We start from the raw sequence: 21,015 nt of genomic DNA, 5'->3' as shown, positions 1-21,015 counted from the left end.
TGTAACAACGAGTCCCGAGGCCGGATTGGACAAGCTCCAATCCGGCTGCTTTTCTTTATTTCTCAGAAAGTGAAGAGTGCTGCTGGCCCTTTGGTCGCAGCCTTGCTTCGTCCAAGGAGGGGTCAATGTCCTTTAAAGTCATGATGGTTTTCGGTACTCGCCCGGAGGCCATCAAAATGGCCCCGCTGGCCCGGGTTCTGCGTCAGTGGCCCGACATCACACTCAACATCTGCTCCACCGGCCAGCATCGCGAGATGCTCACTCAGGTACTGGATGCGTTCGAACTGACGGTCGACGAAGACCTGCAAGTCATGACCCAGGGCCAGACCCTGAACGGTCTGTCGCAACATCTGCTCGCCCAACTCGATCAGGCTTACGAGCGGGTCAAACCGGACATCGTGCTGGTGCACGGCGACACCACCACCAGCTTCATCGCCGCCCTCGCCGCCTTCAATCGTCAATTGCCAATCGGTCACGTCGAGGCAGGCCTGCGTACCGGCAACCTGCGCGCGCCCTGGCCCGAGGAAGCGAATCGACGCCTGACCGGCGTGATTACCGACCTGCACTTCCCGCCGACCTCCAAGTCCGCCGCCAATCTGCTGCGCGAAGGCGTACCCGAAGACAACATTGAAATCACCGGCAACACCGTGATCGATGCCTTGCTATGGATGCGCAAGCACCAGCAGGAAATCGATTGGCATCCGCCTGCCGGTTCGCCAATGGCGGCGCTGGACGATCAGCGCCGGATGATTCTGGTCACCAGCCATCGACGGGAAAATCTCGGCGACGGTTTCCGCAATATCTGCCAGGCGTTGGCTGAGCTGGCCGAGCAATACCCGGACGTGCAATTTGTCTATCCGGTACACCTCAACCCGCTGGTGCAGGAAGTGGTGTACGGCATGCTGGACGACAAACCGAACATCTACCTGGTACCACCGCAGGACTATCCGAACTTCGTCTGGCTCATGGGCCGCGCACATTTCATCCTGACCGACTCCGGCGGCGTGCAGGAAGAAGCTCCGGCCATCGGTAAACCGCTGCTGGTGCTGCGCGACGTCACCGAACGACCTTCCGTGCTCGAGAGCGGCACCATGCTGCTGGTGGGTACCGACGCGGCACGCATCGTCAAGCAAGCCCGACAATTGCTGGACGATCCGGACACCTATGCGCGCATGAGCCGCGTGCACTTCCCCTATGGCGACGGTCACGCCAGCGAACTGATCGCCACCCGCCTCCACGCTTGGCTGAGCGCACGCTCGGCGGCGGGTAACGGGGTATGAGTCTGGGTTGGGTCGATTTCTTCGCGTATGTGCTGTTCGGTCTCAAATATGTGGCGATTGCCCTCGCCCTGCTGATGTTCATCCTCGGCCTCGATGACCTGTTCATCGACCTTGTGTACTGGGGCCGCAAGTTCATCCGGCGCTGGCGGATCTACGAGAAATTCAAGCGCGCCGACGAGGAACGCCTGTATTCGATTCCCGAGAAACCGCTGGCAATCATGGTGCCAGCGTGGAACGAAGTCGGCGTGGTCGGCGAAATGGCGCGTCTGGCCGCCTCGACCATCGACTACGAGAATTATCAGATTTTCGTCGGCACCTACCCCAACGACGCCGAAACCCAGGCAGACGTCGATGCGGTCTGCCAGCACTACCCCAACGTGCATAAAGTGGTCTGCGCCCGCCCCGGCCCGACCAGCAAGGCCGACTGCCTGAACAACATCATCGACGCGATCCTGCGTTTCGAGAGCGAGGCGAAAATCCAGTTCGCCGGGTTCATCCTGCACGACGCCGAAGACGTGATTTCGCCGATGGAATTGCGCCTCTTCAACTACCTGTTGCCCAACAAGGACCTGATCCAGATTCCGGTCTATCCCTACGCGCCGGAATGGAAAGGCTTCACCGCCGGGCATTACGTCGATGAGTTCGCGGAAAACCACGGCAAGGACGTCATCGTCCGCGAAGCCCTCACCGGTCAGGTGCCCAGCGCCGGTGTCGGCACCTGCTTCAGCCGTAAAGCCATCAGCGCCCTGCTGGAAGACGGCGACGGCATTGCCTTCGATGTGCAGAGTCTCACCGAGGACTACGACATCGGCTTCCGCCTCAAGCAGAAAGGCATGAAATGCATCTTCGCCCGCTATTCGGTCAGCGATCCGAAACTGGCGCTGGAGCAACCCTGGGTGTTCGGCATGAACCGCGAGTTCTCTCAGGTGATCTGCGTCCGGGAACACTTTCCCCGCGACTTGCAACACGCAATCCGGCAGAAGTCCCGGTGGATTGTCGGCATCGTATTCCAGGGCACCAAGAACCTCGGCTGGAGCCGCAAGGGTCTGCTCAATTACTTTCTGTGGCGCGATCGTCGCGGGCTGATCGCGTACCTGCTGAGCTTTCTGGTGAACCTGCTGTTCCTGGTGCTGCTGGCGATGTGGGCGGTGACGATCATTTCCCCGGACTCGTGGCGCTACCCCTCGATCCTTGCCGACAGCTCGCTGCTCTCGGTGCTGCTGTGGCTCAACGGCCTGATGCTGCTCAATCGCCTGTTCCAGCGTGGCTGGTTTGTCACTCGTTACTACGGACTGGTTGAAGGTCTGCTGTCGGCGCCGCGCATGATGTGGAGCAACTTCGTCAACTTTTTCGCCAACCTGCGTGCCCTGCGTCAGGTCATGGAAATGGGCGATTCACGGCGCGTGGCCTGGGACAAGACCACCCACGAATTCCCGGCGCTCACCCAGGCGCAGCGCACTCCGCTGGGCCATCGGCTGGTGGAAAAAGGCCTGCTTACCGAGGAACAACTGGATGCAGCGATCACCAGCCCCGTGCGCCGTCGACTGGGCCGCGAACTGTTGCTGCGTGAGTACATCGACAGCACTCAACTGGTCGAGACACTGGCCGAGCAGCTGGATCTGGAATGGGCACCACTCAATCCGTTCAAGCTCGATAAACGCTTGATCGATACGGTGCCGCGCCGGGTCGCCTCCCACTACGGAGTTCTGCCGGTGGCAGAAGAAGGCGACACGCTGATTCTGGCCTCCGAAGGCCCGGTCAGTCAGGTCTCGCTCGGCGCTATCAGCCGGCAATTGAAACGCCCGGTGCGCAGCCGTCTCGCACCTCAGGGCCGCGTCACATTGGGGATTCGTTACTGGTACGCCAGCCCCCGCCAGAATGAGGAAGTGCGTCATATGCTCGAAGTGCTTGAGCGCCATCAGGACGATGAAACCCTGCTGGAAAGAGTCAGCCGCCATCAGGTGCTGTTGGGCAATCTGTTGCAGGTGCGCGGCATGGTGCCGCCCACTTTGTTCAATCAGGCGCTGATCGACTTCGACGCCGAGAAGACGTCCCTCGGCGAGCATTTGATTTCCCGGGGCATGATCACCCAGGAAGTGCTGGAACAGGCCCTGGCCGATCAGGCCAGTGAACAGCAAGCCGCCTACCGCATTGTCCGGGAGGTCGCATGAAGCCTGTGCATCGTCAAACCTTGCTGATGGGCAGCCTGTTGCTGGGCCTGAGCACCGCCTGTCCGCTGCAGGCAGCGCCGCTGAGCGACTTCGAACAGTTCCGCAGTTATCCCTACATGGACCGCAGCTATCGCGAGGCGAAAAAGGGCAACTGGAAAGAAGTCGAACGACTGATGCGCCACTTGCTGGAAAAGGTCCCCAAGAACGACGAGGCCCGGGCACTGCTGGTGGAGTCCCTGGCCAGGCAACGCCGGTACAAGGAGGCGCTGCAAGCATTGCCGGACGACAGCAACGCCCTGCTCGACCTGCGCCTGACCTGGATCGAACAGGATCCGCCCACCAGCACGCAAGTAGAAAGCTGGATGGCCACCAGCAACCTGAATGACCGTGTACGTCTCTGGCAGGCCTACAGCCTGAGCCTGGCCAAGTTCGGCGGCGCAGCCAAGGCCCACGACTGGCTGGCACAACTGGCGCCCAAGGGTGACGACAACATCTTGCGCCTGGCCCGCGCCAACTGGTCGGAGCAGTTGCGCGACTGGAGCGGCACCATCGACCAACTGGCGCCGCTGGCCGCACGCAAACAACTGGACGGCGAAGGCTGGCAACGGCTGGCTAACGCTTACGTGCAACGCCTCGATGAAAAGCCGCTGCAACAACTGCTGCAACAGGCGCCGAGTCCCGAGGCCGCGCGTAACGTTCGACTGGCGATGGTCGACCGCGCCATCGCCATGGGCCACGAGCAACAGGCCCAACGCTGGATGCAGTCCCTGCCCGCCAGCGACCTCGCCGATCCGGCGCAGCGCCAGCGCCTGTGGGAGCTGGCGCGCAAGACCGAAGACGTGCCTACCGTGCAGCGCCTGAGCAACGATCTGCAGCGGCCCTGCCTGGAAACCGCCGAATGGCTGTCGCGTCAGGATCCGGAAGCGGCACTCAAGCAACTGCGCAGTTGTACACCGACAGACGATCCACAGACCTGGCTGATACTCGCCCAGCGCCTGCAAGCCACCGACCTGTTGCAAAGCACCCGTCTGCCGGAGCCTTGGGACAGCCGTCGGCAAACGCAGGTGCTCGACATCTGGCAGGAGCAAGGTCGCAGCACTGAGGTCAACGCCTGGCTGGCCGGACAGAAGCAGACACCCGAAATCGTCAAGCGCCGTGCAGAATTGACGCAACGCATGGGGCGAATGATCGAAGCGCAAACTCTGTGGGAACTGCATTACCGGCAAACCGGCAATCTTTCCTCGCTGAATCAAGCCACCTATCTGGCGGTGAAAGCGGGTGATCGCGCGCATGCCCAGCAATTGCTGGAATCCGCGTTCGATCGTCATGGCGGGCGTCTGCCGGCAACGGCGTTGGAGCGTCTGGCCGGCTTGTATGCCGCAGCGCCCTCCACGACAGCGGAGCAACAGCGGCGTATGGCGCTCCTGCTCAACCGAGTGGACGGCGCGACGCGCGGCCAAATGCTCGCGCAACTCGCGGAGACCGGCCAATGCGACATCGTGCAGCAAGCCATCGGCAGCCACCCACAGGCAGCTGGCGATTACCGCGCGCTCGGTCGCTGCGCCATGCCTGATCGCCCGGGTGAAGCCGTCGTCTATTACCAGCAGGCTGAAAAGCTCGGTGATCGCGGCAGTCGCCTGCCGCTGGCCTATGCCCTGGAAGCGGCCGGTGATTCTGCTGGCGCACTGGCCATCTGGCGCAGCTTTCCGACCGTCGAACTCAGCGACAACGCGCGTCTGACGGCCAGTCGCAGCGCGCTGAACGTCGGCGACAGCCAGACCGCAGAAGCCTACTGGCAACAGAGCACCACTCGCGGCGCCAATGAATGGGCACTCGGCGCAGCCATCGCCGACGCGCGGGGCGATCACGCCCAGGCACTGCAACGTCAGCGTCAGGCCCTGCAGCAGTCCCCGGATGCCGGGCATTTCTACGCCGCGTCGGTCACCGCGCAAAAAGCCGGAGACTTGCCGCAAAGCACTGCATGGCTGGCCGAAGCGGTACGCCGCGAGCCGAACAACCCGCGTTATCGCGCCGACTACGGCATGCGTCTGGCCGGTGCCGAAACCCGCGAAGAACGCGCCACGGCGATTCCGTATCTGCAACAGGCCACCCGTGACTTCCCCGAGGATTACCGCCTCGGGGAAACCCTGGCCTGGCGCTACGACGAAGTGGAAGACAGCGCCTCCGCGCGCGAGGAACTGCGCCGGGTGATCGATCTGGAGCAGAACCCGGTGGCGGCCGATGATGAAGACGGCAGCATGGAGGCCCGGCGTTACCGCCAGCGCCGCGCCCATGAAACCCTGTCGCGGCGTGACAGCCGTACGATTGCCAGCACCTGGTCGCCGGCCGGAATCTCGACCAACGACTTCGTGCGCCCGGACGACAGCAAAGGCTCACGACGTCGCTCGGATTCGCAGAATGTGCAACTGGCGATGTGGGACCACGCCCTGGGCGAAGAACCAAGCCGCGCCGGCAGCACGCTGTCGGTGTACGGTCGCGTGCTGCTGGGCGGACAAGGTCGCTCCAGATACGCCGAGTCCCTCGCCGCCGGTGTCGGCCTGCGCTACAAACCGTGGGGCACACAGAACATCAACTTCTACGGCGAGATCTACAAGCAGAGCCAGTTCAACGATGACGACAGTCACAACCTGAGCCTCGGCCAGATGCTGGTGCCGGAAAAACTGTTCGATCAGGTCAACGATCATCGCAAGGACGGTCACACCACCACCGACTACCTGCTGCGCGCCACCGCCTCCTTCCTCGATCAGGGCAAGTACCGCAACGACTGGCGGGTCGACGAAAACGACTGGGACGAGCGCTTTCTCTACCTGGATGCAGCCTGGTGGACCAAGGCTGGCGATCACCAATGGCTGTCGCGCTTCCAGCAAGGTCACGCCTGGAAACTGCCGTTCAGCGGAGCCCAGACGATCATGCCTTATGGCTTTCTCGAGTTTGCCAGCCAGGACCCGAGCAACGACTGGCGCCAGGACCTGCGAACCGGTGTCGGCCTGCGCTGGCAATGGTGGTACGACGAGGATCGCTACAACGCCTACCGTTCGAAACTGACGGTTCGCACCGAATATCAACAGTCGCTGGGCGGCAATCTGTATGAAGGTGGCAACGGTGTGCTGCTGGGCGTGGAGTGGAATTTCTGATGGCTCGATGGATGTTGTGTTTGTGGCTGCTGATGAGTGCCACCGTCGCCACGGCCGATGAGCGAGTGTTCTATCAGCCGCTGAATGTCGATGCCGGTCTGACGCAGGCGCAGTGGCAGAAAGTCTGGCAAGACACCGCGAAACAAGGCACGCGAACCGTGATCGTGCAGTGGACGGCCTATGGCGACTCGGACTTCGGCGGCGCCAATGGCTGGCTTGCCAACAGCCTGAAACTCGCTCAGCGGCAAGGTCTGCAACTGGTGCTCGGCCTGGCGATGGACCCGGCCTTCTACACGCGCATTGATGAACTGGACAGCGCCGGTCTCGGCGCCTACTGGCAGGCACAACTGGGTCAGTCACTGGCCCGGCAGCAGAAGCTGCGCCAGGATTGGAAGCTGCCGGTCAGCGGCTGGTATCTGCCGCTGGAGCTGGACGACCTGCACTTCCTGGCGGCAGATCGGCGGGCCACGCTTCAGCGCCAATTGAAGGACTTCGCCGCGAAACTGGACGCGCCGCTGCATGTCAGCGCTTTCAGTGCCGGCAAGCTGGCCCCGGCGGTCAACGGTCAATGGCTGGGCGAATTGACGGCAGCCGGGGCGCACGTCTGGTGGCAGGACGGCGCGGGTACCGGCCGTTTGTCACCGCTGGTGCGTAAAGGTTACGTCAGCGCACTGCCCTGCTCCGTGGGTATCGTGCGCGAAGCCTTCCGGCAGGTCAGCCGCGAGGGCGAGCCCTTCCGTGCCGAACCGGCCACCCCGGATGCGACCTCGACCGGTTGCCATCAGAACGCGGTGTTTTCCCTGCGCTATCGACCGTGGGGTTCGGTCATCCTCGATAACCAACGCAAGCATCCGGGCAGCAATGTACAAAACCATTGAAGACGAAGTCCTGAAGAAGACCGCACCCGCCGAAGTGTGGGAGGAGTTCATCCAGCATGAATTCGAGCGGCTGCATTCGTTCTGCCTGTTGATCTACCTGGCGAGCATTGGCATCTGGCTGGCCTTCGACCTGATCGTCAGCTTCATCGGCAATCAGGGATTCACCTGGCGTTCGATGGTGTTCATCGCAGCCTTTGCGATTCTTGCGGTGGTGTTGATGTTCACCCGCAAGGCCCGACATTTCGACTGGCTGAACCTGACATTCGTGGTGATCATCACGCTCGGGATCCGAATGGTGATCGACGGCTTGCCGCCGACGTTTCACGGCATCTGGCTGGTACTCGCTGCCGCCACCACGCTTTACAGTGCCTCCGTGCTCCCACTCAGCCGATGGTCTTTCTTCGCTGCACAGGTCGTCACCTGGCTGATGCTCAATCCTTTCATGAACACCGGCATCGACCTGCTCGAGCTCAAAGGTGTGATGACCATCGCCTACAGCGTTTTTCTCTGTGCGTTGACGATCTATACATTTCTGAAGCTGCGCGAGGCCAAGCTCTACAACTACATCATGTCCAAGCTGTTGCTGGATCAGGCCTACAACGACACGCTCACCGAAATCCCCAACCGCCGCTCATTCATGACCAGCGTCGGAAAAACCCTGCAAGCCGTACCGCGCGAGCATGACCATTACCTGGCGATGATCGACATCGACAACTTCAAGAAAGTGAATGATGTGTACGGCCACGACATCGGCGATGAAGTGCTCAAGCGGATCGCGGCAGACATCAAAGCGGTAATGGCACCGTTCGAGTACGCGCGACTGGGTGGCGAGGAATTTGCGATTTATCTGGCGGGCGTTCGCCGCGAGGACGTCGAGGCATTGGCCGGTGAGTTATGCCGGGTGGTGCGTGAGCAAACCACCCGGCACCCGGTGACCATCAGCATCGGGGTGGCCCGGGTTGCGGACGGGGACACCCTCAACCAGGCGCTGATCAAGGCCGACGAAGCGTTGTACGAGTCAAAGCATACCGGCAAGGACCGCTACACCTTTCATCAGTGAGGCCGTCAGGCCTCACGCACCAGCAACACCCGTGTCACGCGACGCTCTTCGACCGCCATTACGGTCATGCCCCAGCCATCATGCTCCAGTCGATCGCCCTTCATCGGCAAGCGATCCAGCAGGCTCATCACCAGCCCGGCCAGGGTCTGGTAATCCTCGGTCGGCTCGGCGCGAAAACCGGTGTGTTCACGGATGCGGGTCAGGTTCAGCGCACCATTGACGATGAACCCGCCCTGCTCTTCGACCACGTCCGGGCCGGCGATTTCGCTGGCGTCCGGCAGCTCGCCGGCGATCGACTCAAGAATGTCGGTCATGGTCAACACACCCACAAAGTCACCGAACTCATTCACCACAAAGGCAATGTGGGTCGAGGCCGCACGCATTTGCTCCAGTGAGTTGAGGATCGAATAACTGTCCAGCAGATTGACGGTCTTGCGCGCCAGGTGTTCAAGGTTGGGCTCATTGCCGGCCAGGTATTCCTTGAGCAGTTCCTTCTTGTGCACGAAGCCCAGCGGCTCATCCACCGCGCCGTTACGAATCAGCGGCAAGCGCGAGTAGGACGAATGCATCAGTCGCGTGCGAATAGCCTCGGCATCGTCGGCCAGATCAATGTGATCGACATCGGCGCGCACCGTCATCAGAGCGCGAATCGGCCGTTCAGCCAGTTGCAGCACACCGCTGATCATCACCCGTTCGCGACGGTCGAACAGCTCCGCGCTCGGCGCTTCACCGTTGTCCAGCAAGTCGGAAATTTCCTCGCCGACCTCTTCCACTGCCAGTTTGCGACCGCCCAACAGACGCATCACCGCATGGGCCGTGCGCTCACGCATCGGGCGCAAACCCTGCATCGAGCGCTTGCGACGGGCGCGGGCGATCTGGTTGAAGATTTCGATCAGGATCGAGAAACCAATCGCGGCGTACAGATAACCTTTCGGAATGTGGAAGCCCAGGCCTTCGGCGGTCAGCGCGAAACCGATCATCATCAGGAAGCCCAGACACAGCATGATCACCGTCGGATGGGCGTTGACGAAGCGGGTCAGCGGCTTGCTGGCAACGATCATCACACCGATGGACACGACCACCGCGATCATCATCACCGCCAGTTCATCGACCATGCCCACCGCCGTGATCACCGCGTCCAAAGAGAACACCGCGTCCAGCACGACAATCTGCGCCACGATCGGCCAGAACAGCGCATAAGCGGTATTAGTCGAACGCTCGCCGACGTGGCCTTCCAGTCGTTCGTGCAACTCCATGGTTGCCTTGAACAACAGGAACACACCACCGAACAGCATGATCAGGTCACGACCGGAAAAGCTCTTGTCGAACACCTCGAACAACGGCTGTGTGAGGGTGACCAGCCAGGAAATACTCGCCAGCAGACCCAGACGCATGATCAACGCCAGACTCAAGCCAATGATCCGCGCACGATCGCGCTGATGGGGCGGCAGTTTGTCCGCCAGGATTGCGATGAACACCAGGTTGTCGATACCCAGTACCAGTTCCAGCACGATCAGTGTCAACAAGCCCAGCCATGCCGTGGGATCCGCTAACCATTCCATATTCTGTCTCTATCTCTCTTCAGTGATTTCAGGCTGCCGGGCACGGCAAAGTGCGGCGCGAAAGCTCGAAGGCTGCGCCAACAACGATAGTCGGTAGTCGGAAGACCGGATGTTGCGAGTGCGTCAAGACCGCGCGACAGCGCGAGGGGAACGGGGTTTCTGGAATAGAACTGGGAGGCTCCGAGAGGGTGTTCATGCAAATCCTGAATGAAAAAAGGCCTTGAAGCGTACAGGCTCAGATAACTTTTCCTACAGCTGGAAATCATTTCAAAATCTGTACGCCGCACCTGTCTCCGGGCTTTTACGGGTAAAGCGTCGACAACACCCGGTCCGCATTGGCACCGCAGCTCATGCCTTCAGGCTTGGATTGAATGTTCTCGATCACCTCCAGCAGCCGCGCCTTGCTCTGAGCCAGATGCTGCTGCATGACTTCGATCTGCTCGACCTTGCGCGTCAGACCCGCCACCAGCTCATCGTGTTTGAACTCACCGGTACCGGCGGCCGGCAACAGCTGCTTGAGCTCTTCCAGGGAAAACCCGGCCTGCTGGGCGCTGCGGATGATATTCAGGGTTTGCAGTACTTGTGGCGGGTAGCGCCGATAACCATTGCCCTGGCGCTCCACTTTGGGAATCAGGCCCTGAGCCTCATAAAAACGAATACTTGAAGCGCTCAAGCCACTCTGCTGCGCCAATTCACCGATTTTCATTTCAGCCTCGATTTGCCTGCTTGACATTAAAGTTAACTTTAATCTTAGCCTCGCTCCATCACTGTTGAGGAGTCAAGCAATGTCACCCTTCCAGATTTTGAATCTGCCCAACGGCCAGACCGTCGGCAACCGTATTGCCAAAGCCGCGATGGAAGAAAACCTCGCGGACCGAAACCAGGCACCGTCCCGCGAATTGTTCCGTTTGTATCAAGCCTGGGCCGACGGCGGCGCCGGTTTGCTGTTGACCGGCAATGTGATGATCGACCGCCGCGCCATGACCGGGCCCGGTGGCGTCGTGCTTGAAGACGAGCGGCATCTGGAGCGCTTCCGCCAATGGGCCGAAATCGCCCGCAGCGGCGGCGCGCAGGTCTGGGTCCAACTCAATCATCCCGGTCGTCAGACCTTTGCCAATATGGGCCAGCAAGCGCTGGCGCCATCGGCGGTGGCACTGGAAATGGGCTCATTCTCGAAACTGTTCGCCGAGCCCAGGCCAATGACCGAGGACGATATCGAAGAAGTCATTCAACGTTTCGCAAAAAGTGCCGCCCTTGCCGAAAAAGCCGGTTTCACCGGGGTGCAGATCCACGCTGCGCACGGCTATCTGCTCAGTCAGTTTCTCTCGCCGCTGACCAACCGCCGCACCGATCGCTGGGGTGGTTCGCTGGAAAACCGCGCGCGCCTGCTGCTGTCGGTGATCGAGGCCATCCGCCAGGCAGTTTCGCCGCAATTCTGCGTGGCCGTGAAACTCAATTCGGCGGACTTCCAGCGCGGCGGCTTCGACACCGACGACGCACGTCAGGTGATCGAATGGCTCAACGAGCAGCCGATTGACCTGCTGGAACTGTCCGGCGGCAGCTACGAAGCCCCGGCAATGCAAGGTGAAGCGCGTGACGGACGCACCCTCGCCCGCGAGGCATTCTTTCTGGAAATGGCCACCGAACTGGCCAGCGTCGCGCGCATGCCGGTGATGGTCACCGGCGGTATCCGCCGCCTGCCCGTGGTCGAACAAGTGCTCGACAGCGGCATCGACATGGCCGGCATCGCCACTGCGCTGGCCATCGAGCCAAACCTGGTCAAACACTGGCGCGAAGGCCGTAACAGCGAGCCGCAACTGCCACCGATCCGCTGGAAACGCAAACCGCTGGCCGCACTGGCGAACATGGCCGTGGTTCGCTTCCAGATGTCCCGTCTGAGCCGTGGCCGCCAGCCCAAGCCCGAGGTGTCGGCACTCTGGGCGCTGATCCGCGACCGGTTGTACCTCAGCCGCCGGACCCGCCAGTACCGACAGGCGATGAACGCCTAACGCCCGGCAAACCGCAGGCGCGACAACTGACGCAGGTCATCCTCGACGTAGTAGTCGTTGGTCCAGCGGTCATCCGCCGCCAACGGCTGCACCTGTTTCAACGCCAGTTTTTTCGCGAAGTAGCGAAAACGGTAATGCTCGTAGAACCGCAGCAGTTCCAGGCCATAGCGATCCGCCAGATCGGTGTCGCCGCGAATGATCAGGTAGTTCTCGTCATTGCCGTTGCTGGCCGAGGTACTGAGATTGTGGCTGCCGCTGATGATGGTCGGGCTGTCGCTGGTGAAGTCGATGACCACCGCTTTGGTGTGCACCAGCAGGTTGCCTTTCTGGCCTTTCATGTTTTCCCGCAACCAGCCTTCCAGCCCGGTGTTGAGCAATGCGGTGGCGGCGAATTCGGCGGTTCGGTCGGCGTGAAACCCGGTGATGCGGCTGACCGTGTTTTGCAGGCCGTACCGCAGGATGTCGTCGTGGGGGTGGCCAAGCAATGCGTTGAGAATCGCGTCGGGCAAGGCGAAGGCGGTAACGAACAGCAGGTCTTTCTTCGCCCCCTCGATGATGTCGACGAACTCCCGCAAATCCGCACCGCCGGTGCGCGGGGAGAACCCGGCAAACAAGGGCTGTGCCGGATTCATCGGGTTGTGTTGAGTGATCCAGTCGCGGGTGACGCCGACGTCCGCCGGCTCGGCCCAGATCTGCTCGAAGGTTTTCAGGTAACTCGCGCTGACCGTCGAATCGTCCAGCACATGCACCACGTTGGCCTGGCGGTATACGCCGTTGGCGGTGAAGTTGGTGCTGCCGCACAGCACCGCTTGCGGGTGGCGCTCGCTGCCTCCTTCGAGGCGGCTGAGGACGATGAACTTGTTGTGGAAAATGTTGTGAGTGACCCGCCCGCGTTTGCTGGTCGCCGGCAGTTTCGCAAGGCTCGCTTCGTTGATCGTCGTGTCTTCATCATCGGGCCGGGCGTGATACAGCACCCGCACCTGAACACCCCGATCGAACGCCGCGTTCACCGTGTCGATGATGGCTTGCAACTGATACTCGTAGATCGCGATATCCAGCGCCCATTGACCGTCCGTTGCACGTTCGATAAACCCTTGCAGGCGTCCGAGCAGACCGTTCTCCAGCCACTGACGCGCCGCATCGGGCCAGGCTTCGATGGGCAGTTTTTTGTTGGCGCTGATCAAGGCGTCGAGTTCGGGGAATTTGCGCTGAAACGCCTGGCTCGCAGCCACGGCGCGGTTGAAGATCACGCTCTGATTCGCGGGGTGACCGTCGTCGGAACGAATCGTCAGTTCCAGCGCTTCGCCCAGTTGCGGTGCATCCGGCGAGCCATACGCCAGGTGTACGCGATAGTGGATCGTCATGCCCGGATTGACTGCGTAATCGGCCCAGCGAAATTTCTGTAGCGGTGCCTTGTCGCTGGGCGTGGCGTGAAACTGCGGGAAGGTATGGGCCTTGTCGGGAAAGGTCAGGCTATTGAACAGAAACAGCCACGGTTTGGCGCCCTGCTGCTTTTCGATGGCAAATCCCAGCAGGCCTTTGCGGCGGGATTCGGCGAGGTCCATGGCGAGCAGCACGCCATTGGTTCCGGCGTAGGCCTTGACGCGAAAATCGTCCTGCGGATTGGCGACCAGTACGCGCATGATTCACTCCTTGTGATTGGGCCCCACTGCAGCATAGCTCTCAGACCGACAACAACTCGTCGATATGCCGGTAATCGGCGTCCAGCGCTGTCGCCAATTGCCTTGCACGGCCCAGCCGGATCGGCCCGCGCTCGATATCGATCAACAGGCCGGGACACACCAGCGCTGGCATTTGCGGACAGTCTTTCAACCGGCCATCGGTGATCACCAGCAACCGTTGTTGTTCGACGGGAAAACGCTTGCGCCGCACCGCAAGCCAATGCCCGGCTTCCGTCAGCGCCGCCAACAGCGGCGTGCCGCCTCCCGCGCCCAACCCATCGAGCCATGCGCGCAACCCGCTGGAGGCCTTCAGTCCTTGCACCTGCCATTTCGGCGCCGCGCCGCTTGCGGTCAGCAACGCAAGACGCGCGCGCTGCCGATAAGCGTCGTCGAACAGTTGCGCGAGCAAGCCCTTGGCATCGCTCAATGCCTGATGGCGACGGGTCGAAGCGGAGGCATCGACGACCACCAGCCACAGTTCATGGGGCGTGCGGGTACGCAGTTGAAACAGCAGGTCCGCGCGGACTTTCGGGAGGCCATTGAGCAAGGTTCCGGGCCAGTTCACCGAGCCGCTGCGAGCCGCATGCCGCTTGCCTTGTCGGCCGTTATCGAGCCGTCCGGCCCGGGGTCTGGCATTCGCCCCCGCGTCAGATCGGGGGCGAATGCCTAGCGCTTTTTTGGCCAGATAGGTACTTCGCGGCGTGCGCCGGTAGCCAGTGCCGGCGCCGGCATTTCTCCCCACTGGCCCTGCCCTTCGCTCGGTTCGGCGTTAGTGCCGGACGGCGATTGCGCCGGTGGCTGCGAGCTGGTCGAAGACTGTTCGCGGCGACGATGGCGCAGGGCGAACTCGGCCACCGCGTCAATGTCCTGCTCGGCGATGGCGTCCGCACCGCGCCACGCCGCATGCGCCCTCGCGGCACGCAACCAGACCAGATCGGCGCGCAAACCGTCGACGCCTGCGGCGAAGCAGCGCTCGGTGATCTGCGCCAGCGCCGCGTCATCCAGCGCAATAGCCGGTAAAACGTTGCGGGCGTTCTCGCAGCGCTGACGCAGAACCTGCTGCTCAGCCTCCCACTGCGAACAAAACGCTTGCGGATCGCTATCGAAATCCAGTCGACGACGAATGATCTGAGCCCGCTCGTTCGGCGCAGTGTGGCCACTCAGCGCAACGTTCAGACCGAAGCGGTCCAGCAATTGCGGACGCAACTCACCCTCTTCCGGGTTCATCGTGCCGATCAACACAAACTTCGCCGAATGCCGATGGGAAATGCCATCACGCTCGATCAGGTTGGTGCCGCTGGCGGCGACATCAAGCAGCAGATCCACCAGATGGTCCGGCAGCAGATTCACTTCATCGACATACAACACACCGCCATCGGCCTTGGCCAACACGCCGGGAGAAAACTGCGCACGACCATCGCTCAATGCCGCGTCCAGATCCAGCGTGCCGACCAGTCGCTCTTCCGTGGCCCCCAACGGCAGGGTCACGAATTGACCACTGGCCAACAGATCCGCCAGACCCCGGGCGAGCGTGGACTTTGCCATGCCGCGCGGGCCTTCAATCAGCACGCCGCCGATCTTTGGATCGATGGCCGTCAGGTACAGCGCCAGTTTCAGGTCATCGGCGCCGACCACGGCGCAGAGCGGGAAATGCGGGGTGTCGGTCATGTTCAGTCTCAGCTCTCTTCTTCTATATCCAGCAGCAGGTTTTCCAGGGCCTCTTTGTAGGCGCCCGGCTCCTGCCACATCCCGCGCTGTTGTGCTTCGAGCATGCGTTCGGTCATGTCGCGCAAGGCGTGGGGATTATGCTCGCGCACGAACTCGCGGGTCGCAGGGTCCAGCAAATACGCATCGGCCAGCAAGGCGTACTGGTGATCATCGATCAACTGCGTGGTGGCGTCGAAGGCAAAAAGATTATCGACCGTCGCCGCCAGTTCGAACGCGCCTTTATAGCCGTGGCGCTTGACCCCGTCGATCCATTTCGGATTCGCCGCCCGGGAACGGATCACCCGGTTCAGCTCTTCTTTCAGGGTGCGAATCTTCGGCAGATCCGGCTGACTGTGATCGCCGTGATAACTGGCCGCCGCTTCACCGCGCAGGCTTTCCACGGCAGCGAGCATGCCGCCCTGAAACTGGTAATAGTCGTTGGAATCGAGCAGGTCATGCTCGCGGTTGTCCTGGTTCTGCAGCACGGCCTGTACCTGGCTCAGACGCTGGACGAACTGTTCGCGGGCGGCGGTGCCTTCGTCAGAACCGCCGTAAGCGTAGGCGCCCCAGCTCAGGTAGACCTCGGCCAGATCCTCGCGGGTTTGCCAGAGGCGACCATCGATGGCGCCCTGCACACCCGCGCCATAAGCACCGGGTTTGGCACCGAAAATCCGCCAGCCAGCCTGACGACGCGCAGCGTCCTCTTCCAGACCCGATTGCCGCAACGCCTCGCGCTCGGCACGCACTTTGGCGGCCAACGGGTTGAGATCGTCCGGTTCGTCCAGTTCCGCCACGGCTTGAACGGCGGCGTCGAACAGGCGGATCAGGTTGGCGAACGCGTCTCGGAAAAATCCGGAGACCCGCAGCGTGACATCGACCCGAGGCCGGTCGAGCAGGCTCAGCGGCAGAATCTCGAAATCATCGACCCGCTGACTGCCCGTGGCCCAAACCGGTCGCACGCCCATCAGCGCCATGGCCTGGGCGATGTCATCGCCGCCGGTGCGCATGGTGGCGGTACCCCAGACCGACAGGCCGAGTTGGCGCAGGTGGTCGCCGTGGTCCTGCAGGTGTCGTTCGAGAATCAGGGTTGCCGACTGGAAACCGATTCGCCACGCAGTGGTGGTCGGCAGGTTGCGCACGTCCACCGAATAGAAATTGCGCCCGGTCGGCAGCACATCAAGACGACCGCGACTCGGCGCACCACTCGGGCCGGCCGGGACGAAACGGCCGCTCAGGGCATCAAGCAAGCCATGCATTTCGGCCGGGCCGCAGGCATCGAGGCGTGGGGCAACGACTTCACGAAGATGGTCGATGATTACGCCGACTTCAGACCAGTGAGGACCCTGTGGGAGCGAGCTTGCTCGCGATTGCGGTGTGTCAGTCCCAGAAGTGTTGGCAGACAAGACGCCTTCGCGAGCAAGCTCGCTCCCACAGGAATCGCTCACAGCGTGCGTGATCAACTGCGTTGCGAACAGCTCAAGGCGTTCGCGGGTATCCCCCGCCGTGCGCCAGACTTCATCGCTCAGCGATTGCAGCTCCATCGGACGCGGGCCAGTCCAGGGTTCGGCCAACGCGCAATCCAGCGGATCGAGCCCCAACTGAAACGCCTTGGCCAATGCCCGCAACAGACTCGATTGCGCCCCTTTGCCATCGCCACGCGGAATCCGCAGCAACGCGAGCAAAGTATCGATACGCAAACGTCCGGTCGGCGACTCGCCAAAAATGTGCAGCCCATCGCGGATCTGCGATTCCTTCAAGTCACACAGATACGTATCCAGACGCGGCAGCCAGATCGCCGCATCGGCATCGCTGTCGAGGGCTTCGTCGAGTTGCAGTTCGCGGTCAATCTGCGTGTCGCGCACCAGTTGCAGAATGTCGCGCTGCAACTCACGGGCGCGGCGCGGGTCGAGCAGTTGAGCTTCGTAATACTCGTCGGCCAACAGCTCCAGATTGCGCAACGGACCGTAGGTTTCAGCGCGGGTCAGCGGCGGCATCAAATGGTCGATGATCACCGCCTGGGTGCGACGTTTGGCCTGGGCGCCTTCGCCCGGATCGTTGACGATAAACGGATAGATGTTCGGCAGCGGCCCGAGCAGCGCGTCCGGCCAGCAGTTCTCCGACAGGCCGACGCCTTTGCCGGGCAGCCATTCGAGATTGCCGTGCTTGCCGACGTGAATCACGCCGTGGGCGCCGTAGGTCTGGCGCAGCCAGAAATAGAATGCGAGGTACGCGTGCGGCGGCACCAGATCCGGGTCGTGATACACCGCGCTCGGATCGACCTGATAACCCCGTGCCGGCTGAATGCCGACGAAGGTCAGACCAAACCGCAGGCCGGCGATCATCATCCGCCCGTCGCGGCACATCGGATCGTTCTGCGGCGAACCCCAACGCTCCAGCACCGCCGCGCGATTGGCTTCAGGCAGCGCGTTGAACATCGCCAGATAATCGTTCATCGCCAGGCTTTGCTGGCATGGACGCTGATCGAGGGTGTCAAGGTCATTACTGACGCCGCCGAGCAATTGCCGGATCAGTTCAGTGCCGCTTTCCGGCAGTTCAGCCGGCAGCGGATAACCCTCGACCTGCAACGCGCGCAGGATATTCAGCGCGGCGGCCGGCGTGTCGAGGCCGACGCCGTTGCCGATGCGCCCGTCCCGGGTCGGGTAGTTGGCGAGGATCAGGGCGATGCGTTTTTCAGCGTTCGGCACCCGCGCCAGATCAACCCAGCGGCGCGCCAGTTCGGCCACAAAATCCATGCGCTCGGGCTGTGCCCGATAACACACCACATCGGACTGACTGCGTTCGCTGCGCCACGCCAGGTCCTTGAAGCTGATCGGCCGACTGATGATCCGGCCGTCCAGCTCCGGCAAGGCAATGTGCATCGCCAGGTCCCGCGGTCCAAGGCCCTGCTCGCTCTCGCGCCAACCGGGTTCATTGTCCTGGGCGCAGATCGCCTGGATCACCGGAATGTTTCGACGGAATGGCCGCAGATGCGGCGCTTCGGGACTGGACTGAGCGAAACCGGTGGTGTTCAGGATCACCGAAGCGTCAACCTCATCCAGCCAGTCCTCGACCACCGAGAGGCAGCCGGGTTCTTTCAGACTGGCCACGGCGATCGGCAGCGGATTGAGTCCGGCCGCCTGGAGCCGTTGGCAGAAAACGTCGATAAATGCCGTGTTCGCCGCTTGCAAATGCGAGCGATAAAACAGCACCGCCGCTACCGGATGACCGGGCCGCCAATCGGCTTGCCAGTCACTCAGTGCGGCGGTGTTTTTGTTCGGGTGGTAAATCGCCGTGCGCGGCAGCGTCTGCGGCTCGCCCCACACGTAATCCCGCGCCAGCCAGCGGTTGGCCAGACAGCGGAAGAACTCCAGCGCATTGCCCATGCCGCCCTGACGCAAGAATTGCCAGAGTCGGTCACGATCTTCGGCACCGACGGTGCTCAGGTCACTGAGCTCCGGGTCGGGCCGGTCATCGCCCGGCACCAGAATCAACTGCACGCCACGCTCGGACAATTCCACCAGCCGCTCGACGCCATAACGCCAATAAGCGATGCCGCCGTGCAGCGAGATCAGAATCACCTTGGCGTGGCGCAGCACCTCATCGACGTACAGGTCGACCGACGCATGGTTCTGCACCTGCATCGGGTTGGCCAGGCGTACGCTCGGGTAATCCTCGGGCAGTTGCTGCGCCGCTTCGGCGAGCAGCGCGAGGCTGGAATCGCCGCTGCACAGGATCACCAGCTCGGCGGGGGTTTGTCCAAGGTCGGCAATGTTGTCATCCGACACGAAACCGCCGGGCTGAGTCCTGAGCAGGTGCATGGCTTAAACGCTGAGCGCGGCGCGCAGTTGCGCTTCGAGCTGGGCAGCGTCCAGTTCCTGACCGATCAATACCAGACGGGTGATACGCGCTTCATCGGCGCTCCACTGGCGGTCGAAGTGCTTGTCGAAACGTGTGCCCACGCCCTGGATCAGCAAGCGCATCGGCTTGTTCGGGATGGCCGCGAAACCTTTGACCCGCAGGATGCCATGCTGGACCACCAGTTGCGTCAGCGCATCGAGCAGCAGACTTTCGTCGGCTTGCGGCAGTTCGATGGAGATCGAGTCGAAGGCGTCGTGATCGTGGTCATCGTGATCGTCATCGCCTTCACCGTGGTGGTGATCGTGGTGGCTGTGGCGGCTGTCGATGTGTTCTTCGGAACCGGCGCCCAGGCCGATCAGCACGTCCAGCGGCAGACGGCCGTTGCTGGCTTCGATGATTTTTACTGCCGGCGGCAGTTCTTCGGCGACTTCCAGACGTACGCGCGCGAGATCTTCAGGGCTGGTCTGGTCGGCCTTGTTGAGGATGACGAGGTCGGCGCTGGCCAGTTGATCGGCGAACAGTTCGTGCAGCGGGGATTCGTGATCCAGGTTCGGATCGAGTTTGCGCTGGGCGTCGACCTGATCCGGAAATGCGGCGAAGGTGCCGGCGGCCACGGCCGGGCTGTCGACCACGGTGATCACCGCGTCCACGGTGCAGGCGCTGCGGATTTCCGGCCACTGGAAGGCTTGTACCAGCGGCTTTGGCAGGGCCAGACCCGAGGTTTCGATCAGGATATGGTCGAGGTCGCCGCGACGGGCCACCAGTTCACGCATCACCGGGAAGAACTCTTCCTGAACCGTGCAGCACAGGCAACCGTTGGCCAGTTCGTAGACGCGGCCGGTGGCTTCTTCTTCGGTGCAGCCGATAGTGCATTGCTTGAGGATTTCACCGTCGATGCCCAACTCGCCAAACTCGTTGACGATCACCGCGATGCGGCGGCCCTGGGCGTTGTCGAGCATGTGCCGCAGCAAGGTGGTTTTGCCCGAGCCGAGGAAGCCAGTGACGATGGTGACGGGGAGTTTGGCCAGTGTTTTCATCGGATGCCCTTTGGCAAGGTGGCGGGCATACGGGACGAGACCGGCAGCGCGGGTGCGTGCCTGGAGAGTTCGCCACCGGATCACCCCGCCCGGTTGAAAGTGAGAATCTGTGACGAGGCAGGTCTCCTGGCTGACGGTGATCGAGCCTTGGCCCGGTATTCGCTGCGCCTTCCCGCTGGCTCTGGATTGAGTTGGCAGTGGCGTGGCAGCGAACAGCACCGTTCACAGTTGCGGGGGCAGCCGCGGCTTGGACCGCGTTCCCTTCTTAGCTTCGGCGTGGGCCGAAGAACCTCGAAAGCGCAAGGCTACGCATGCGCGCAAGGCGGGTCAACGTCTGCGGCAATTTCGTTATATGGACATCGTTCTTTAATATATTGATCGAAAACAGTTCTCAGTTAAAAAATTAGTTGTAGGTTATCTCTTACATATCATCTAGCCACCAACTATCCCATCACGACGCTCGACCTTGAAATAGAGCGCTCGAACTCTCAAATTACATATCTTTACAAAAACCGAATTGATAAATTAAAACAAGATATGAAACATGAAGATTCAAAAGGACGCTGCACTCTACAAGAAAGGAATTCTTGCATGCCTGATTACTATCAGTATTCAA

At 61.7% G+C, this 21,015-nt stretch carries 13 protein-coding genes and 1 riboswitch; of the genes, 6 read left to right on the top strand and 7 right to left on the bottom strand.

The window, feature by feature from the left end:
• Positions 1–125: 125 nt before the first annotated feature.
• The 5 genes from wecB to MKZ87_RS01910 are packed head-to-tail and all read left to right on the top strand — an operon-like array spanning position 126 to position 8,544.
• Complete coding sequence (gene wecB / locus MKZ87_RS01930; RefSeq protein ID WP_266200159.1) at positions 126–1,280, top strand: non-hydrolyzing UDP-N-acetylglucosamine 2-epimerase; 1,155 nt, start codon at positions 126–128, stop codon at positions 1,278–1,280.
• Positions 1,277–3,451 (top strand): cyclic di-3',5'-guanylate-activated glycosyltransferase NrfB, encoded by a 2,175-nt coding sequence (nrfB, locus tag MKZ87_RS01925; RefSeq protein WP_085701909.1) that lies wholly within the window; start codon positions 1,277–1,279, stop codon positions 3,449–3,451. The genes wecB and nrfB overlap by 4 nt, the downstream gene beginning before the upstream one ends.
• The gene (locus tag MKZ87_RS01920) at positions 3,448–6,606 is read left to right on the top strand and encodes an NfrA family protein (protein ID WP_085701908.1); all 3,159 of its coding nucleotides are present in this window, start codon (positions 3,448–3,450) and stop codon (positions 6,604–6,606) included. The genes nrfB and MKZ87_RS01920 overlap by 4 nt, the downstream gene beginning before the upstream one ends.
• The gene (locus tag MKZ87_RS01915; RefSeq protein ID WP_085701907.1) at positions 6,606–7,484 is read left to right on the top strand and encodes a DUF4434 family protein; all 879 of its coding nucleotides are present in this window, start codon (positions 6,606–6,608) and stop codon (positions 7,482–7,484) included. Before MKZ87_RS01920 ends, MKZ87_RS01915 begins: the two co-directional genes overlap by 1 nt.
• Complete coding sequence (locus MKZ87_RS01910) at positions 7,468–8,544, top strand: sensor domain-containing diguanylate cyclase (protein WP_085701906.1); 1,077 nt, start codon at positions 7,468–7,470, stop codon at positions 8,542–8,544. Before MKZ87_RS01915 ends, MKZ87_RS01910 begins: the two co-directional genes overlap by 17 nt.
• A 5-nt stretch (positions 8,545–8,549) precedes the next feature.
• On the opposite strand, the gene MKZ87_RS01905 is transcribed toward MKZ87_RS01910, so the two are convergent.
• Both MKZ87_RS01905 and MKZ87_RS01900 read right to left on the bottom strand, forming a co-directional pair.
• On the bottom strand, positions 8,550–10,106 hold the full coding sequence (locus MKZ87_RS01905) for a TerC family protein (RefSeq protein WP_266200158.1): 1,557 nt from the start codon (positions 10,104–10,106) through the stop codon (positions 8,550–8,552).
• 301 nt (positions 10,107–10,407) lie between these two features.
• On the bottom strand, positions 10,408–10,812 hold the full coding sequence (locus MKZ87_RS01900) for a MerR family transcriptional regulator (RefSeq protein ID WP_085695943.1): 405 nt from the start codon (positions 10,810–10,812) through the stop codon (positions 10,408–10,410).
• 79 nt (positions 10,813–10,891) lie between these two features.
• Here MKZ87_RS01900 and MKZ87_RS01895 point away from each other — a divergent pair, with 79 nt between their 5' ends.
• Positions 10,892–12,115, top strand: a complete 1,224-nt coding sequence (locus tag MKZ87_RS01895; RefSeq protein WP_266200157.1) for an NADH:flavin oxidoreductase/NADH oxidase family protein — start codon at positions 10,892–10,894, stop codon at positions 12,113–12,115.
• On the opposite strand, the gene MKZ87_RS01890 is transcribed toward MKZ87_RS01895, so the two are convergent.
• Genes MKZ87_RS01890 through cobW form a run of 5 tightly spaced genes read right to left on the bottom strand, consistent with a single transcriptional unit; the run spans position 12,112 to position 20,399 of the window.
• Positions 12,112–13,758, bottom strand: coding sequence for a phospholipase D-like domain-containing protein (locus MKZ87_RS01890; protein WP_266200156.1), 1,647 nt, complete (start codon positions 13,756–13,758; stop codon positions 12,112–12,114). The genes MKZ87_RS01895 and MKZ87_RS01890 overlap by 4 nt on opposite strands.
• Positions 13,759–13,798: 40 nt before the next feature.
• Complete coding sequence (locus MKZ87_RS01885; RefSeq protein ID WP_416383534.1) at positions 13,799–14,539, bottom strand: vWA domain-containing protein; 741 nt, start codon at positions 14,537–14,539, stop codon at positions 13,799–13,801.
• Positions 14,464–15,465: an ATP-binding protein gene (locus MKZ87_RS01880; RefSeq protein WP_085701902.1), complete on the bottom strand. Its 1,002-nt coding sequence runs from the start codon at positions 15,463–15,465 to the stop codon at positions 14,464–14,466. Before MKZ87_RS01880 ends, MKZ87_RS01885 begins: the two co-directional genes overlap by 76 nt.
• A gap of 8 nt (positions 15,466–15,473) precedes the next feature.
• The gene (gene cobN, locus MKZ87_RS01875) at positions 15,474–19,322 is read right to left on the bottom strand and encodes a cobaltochelatase subunit CobN (RefSeq protein ID WP_266200155.1); all 3,849 of its coding nucleotides are present in this window, start codon (positions 19,320–19,322) and stop codon (positions 15,474–15,476) included.
• 3 nt (positions 19,323–19,325) lie between these two features.
• Entirely contained in the window at positions 19,326–20,399 is a 1,074-nt protein-coding gene (gene cobW, locus MKZ87_RS01870) for a cobalamin biosynthesis protein CobW (protein ID WP_085701900.1), read from the bottom strand.
• 98 nt (positions 20,400–20,497) lie between these two features.
• Positions 20,498–20,708, bottom strand: a riboswitch (cobalamin riboswitch).
• Positions 20,709–21,015: the final 307 nt, after the last annotated feature.

The sequence above is a fragment of the Pseudomonas sp. MCal1 genome (assembly GCF_026341415.1).
GTDB lineage: Bacteria > Pseudomonadota > Gammaproteobacteria > Pseudomonadales > Pseudomonadaceae > Aquipseudomonas.
This window is presented reverse-complemented; position numbering and strand designations above follow the sequence as displayed.

Bases quoted from the DNA above. Each gene is read 5' to 3' on its own strand.
- MKZ87_RS01900 (WP_085695943.1), bottom strand. From the start codon at position 10,812: ATGAAAATCGGTGAATTGGCGCAGCAGAGTGGCTTGAGCGCTTCAAGT.
- MKZ87_RS01895 (WP_266200157.1), top strand. From the start codon at position 10,892: ATGTCACCCTTCCAGATTTTGAATCTGCCCAACGGCCAGACCGTCGGC.
- MKZ87_RS01880 (WP_085701902.1), bottom strand. From the start codon at position 15,465: ATGACCGACACCCCGCATTTCCCGCTCTGCGCCGTGGTCGGCGCCGAT.
- nrfB (WP_085701909.1), top strand. From the start codon at position 1,277: ATGAGTCTGGGTTGGGTCGATTTCTTCGCGTATGTGCTGTTCGGTCTC.
- cobW (WP_085701900.1), bottom strand. From the start codon at position 20,399: ATGAAAACACTGGCCAAACTCCCCGTCACCATCGTCACTGGCTTCCTC.
- MKZ87_RS01920 (WP_085701908.1), top strand. From the start codon at position 3,448: ATGAAGCCTGTGCATCGTCAAACCTTGCTGATGGGCAGCCTGTTGCTG.
- MKZ87_RS01905 (WP_266200158.1), bottom strand. From the start codon at position 10,106: ATGGAATGGTTAGCGGATCCCACGGCATGGCTGGGCTTGTTGACACTG.
- MKZ87_RS01915 (WP_085701907.1), top strand. From the start codon at position 6,606: ATGGCTCGATGGATGTTGTGTTTGTGGCTGCTGATGAGTGCCACCGTC.
- MKZ87_RS01890 (WP_266200156.1), bottom strand. From the start codon at position 13,758: ATGCGCGTACTGGTCGCCAATCCGCAGGACGATTTTCGCGTCAAGGCC.
- cobN (WP_266200155.1), bottom strand. From the start codon at position 19,322: ATGCACCTGCTCAGGACTCAGCCCGGCGGTTTCGTGTCGGATGACAAC.
- MKZ87_RS01910 (WP_085701906.1), top strand. From the start codon at position 7,468: ATGTACAAAACCATTGAAGACGAAGTCCTGAAGAAGACCGCACCCGCC.
- wecB (WP_266200159.1), top strand. From the start codon at position 126: ATGTCCTTTAAAGTCATGATGGTTTTCGGTACTCGCCCGGAGGCCATC.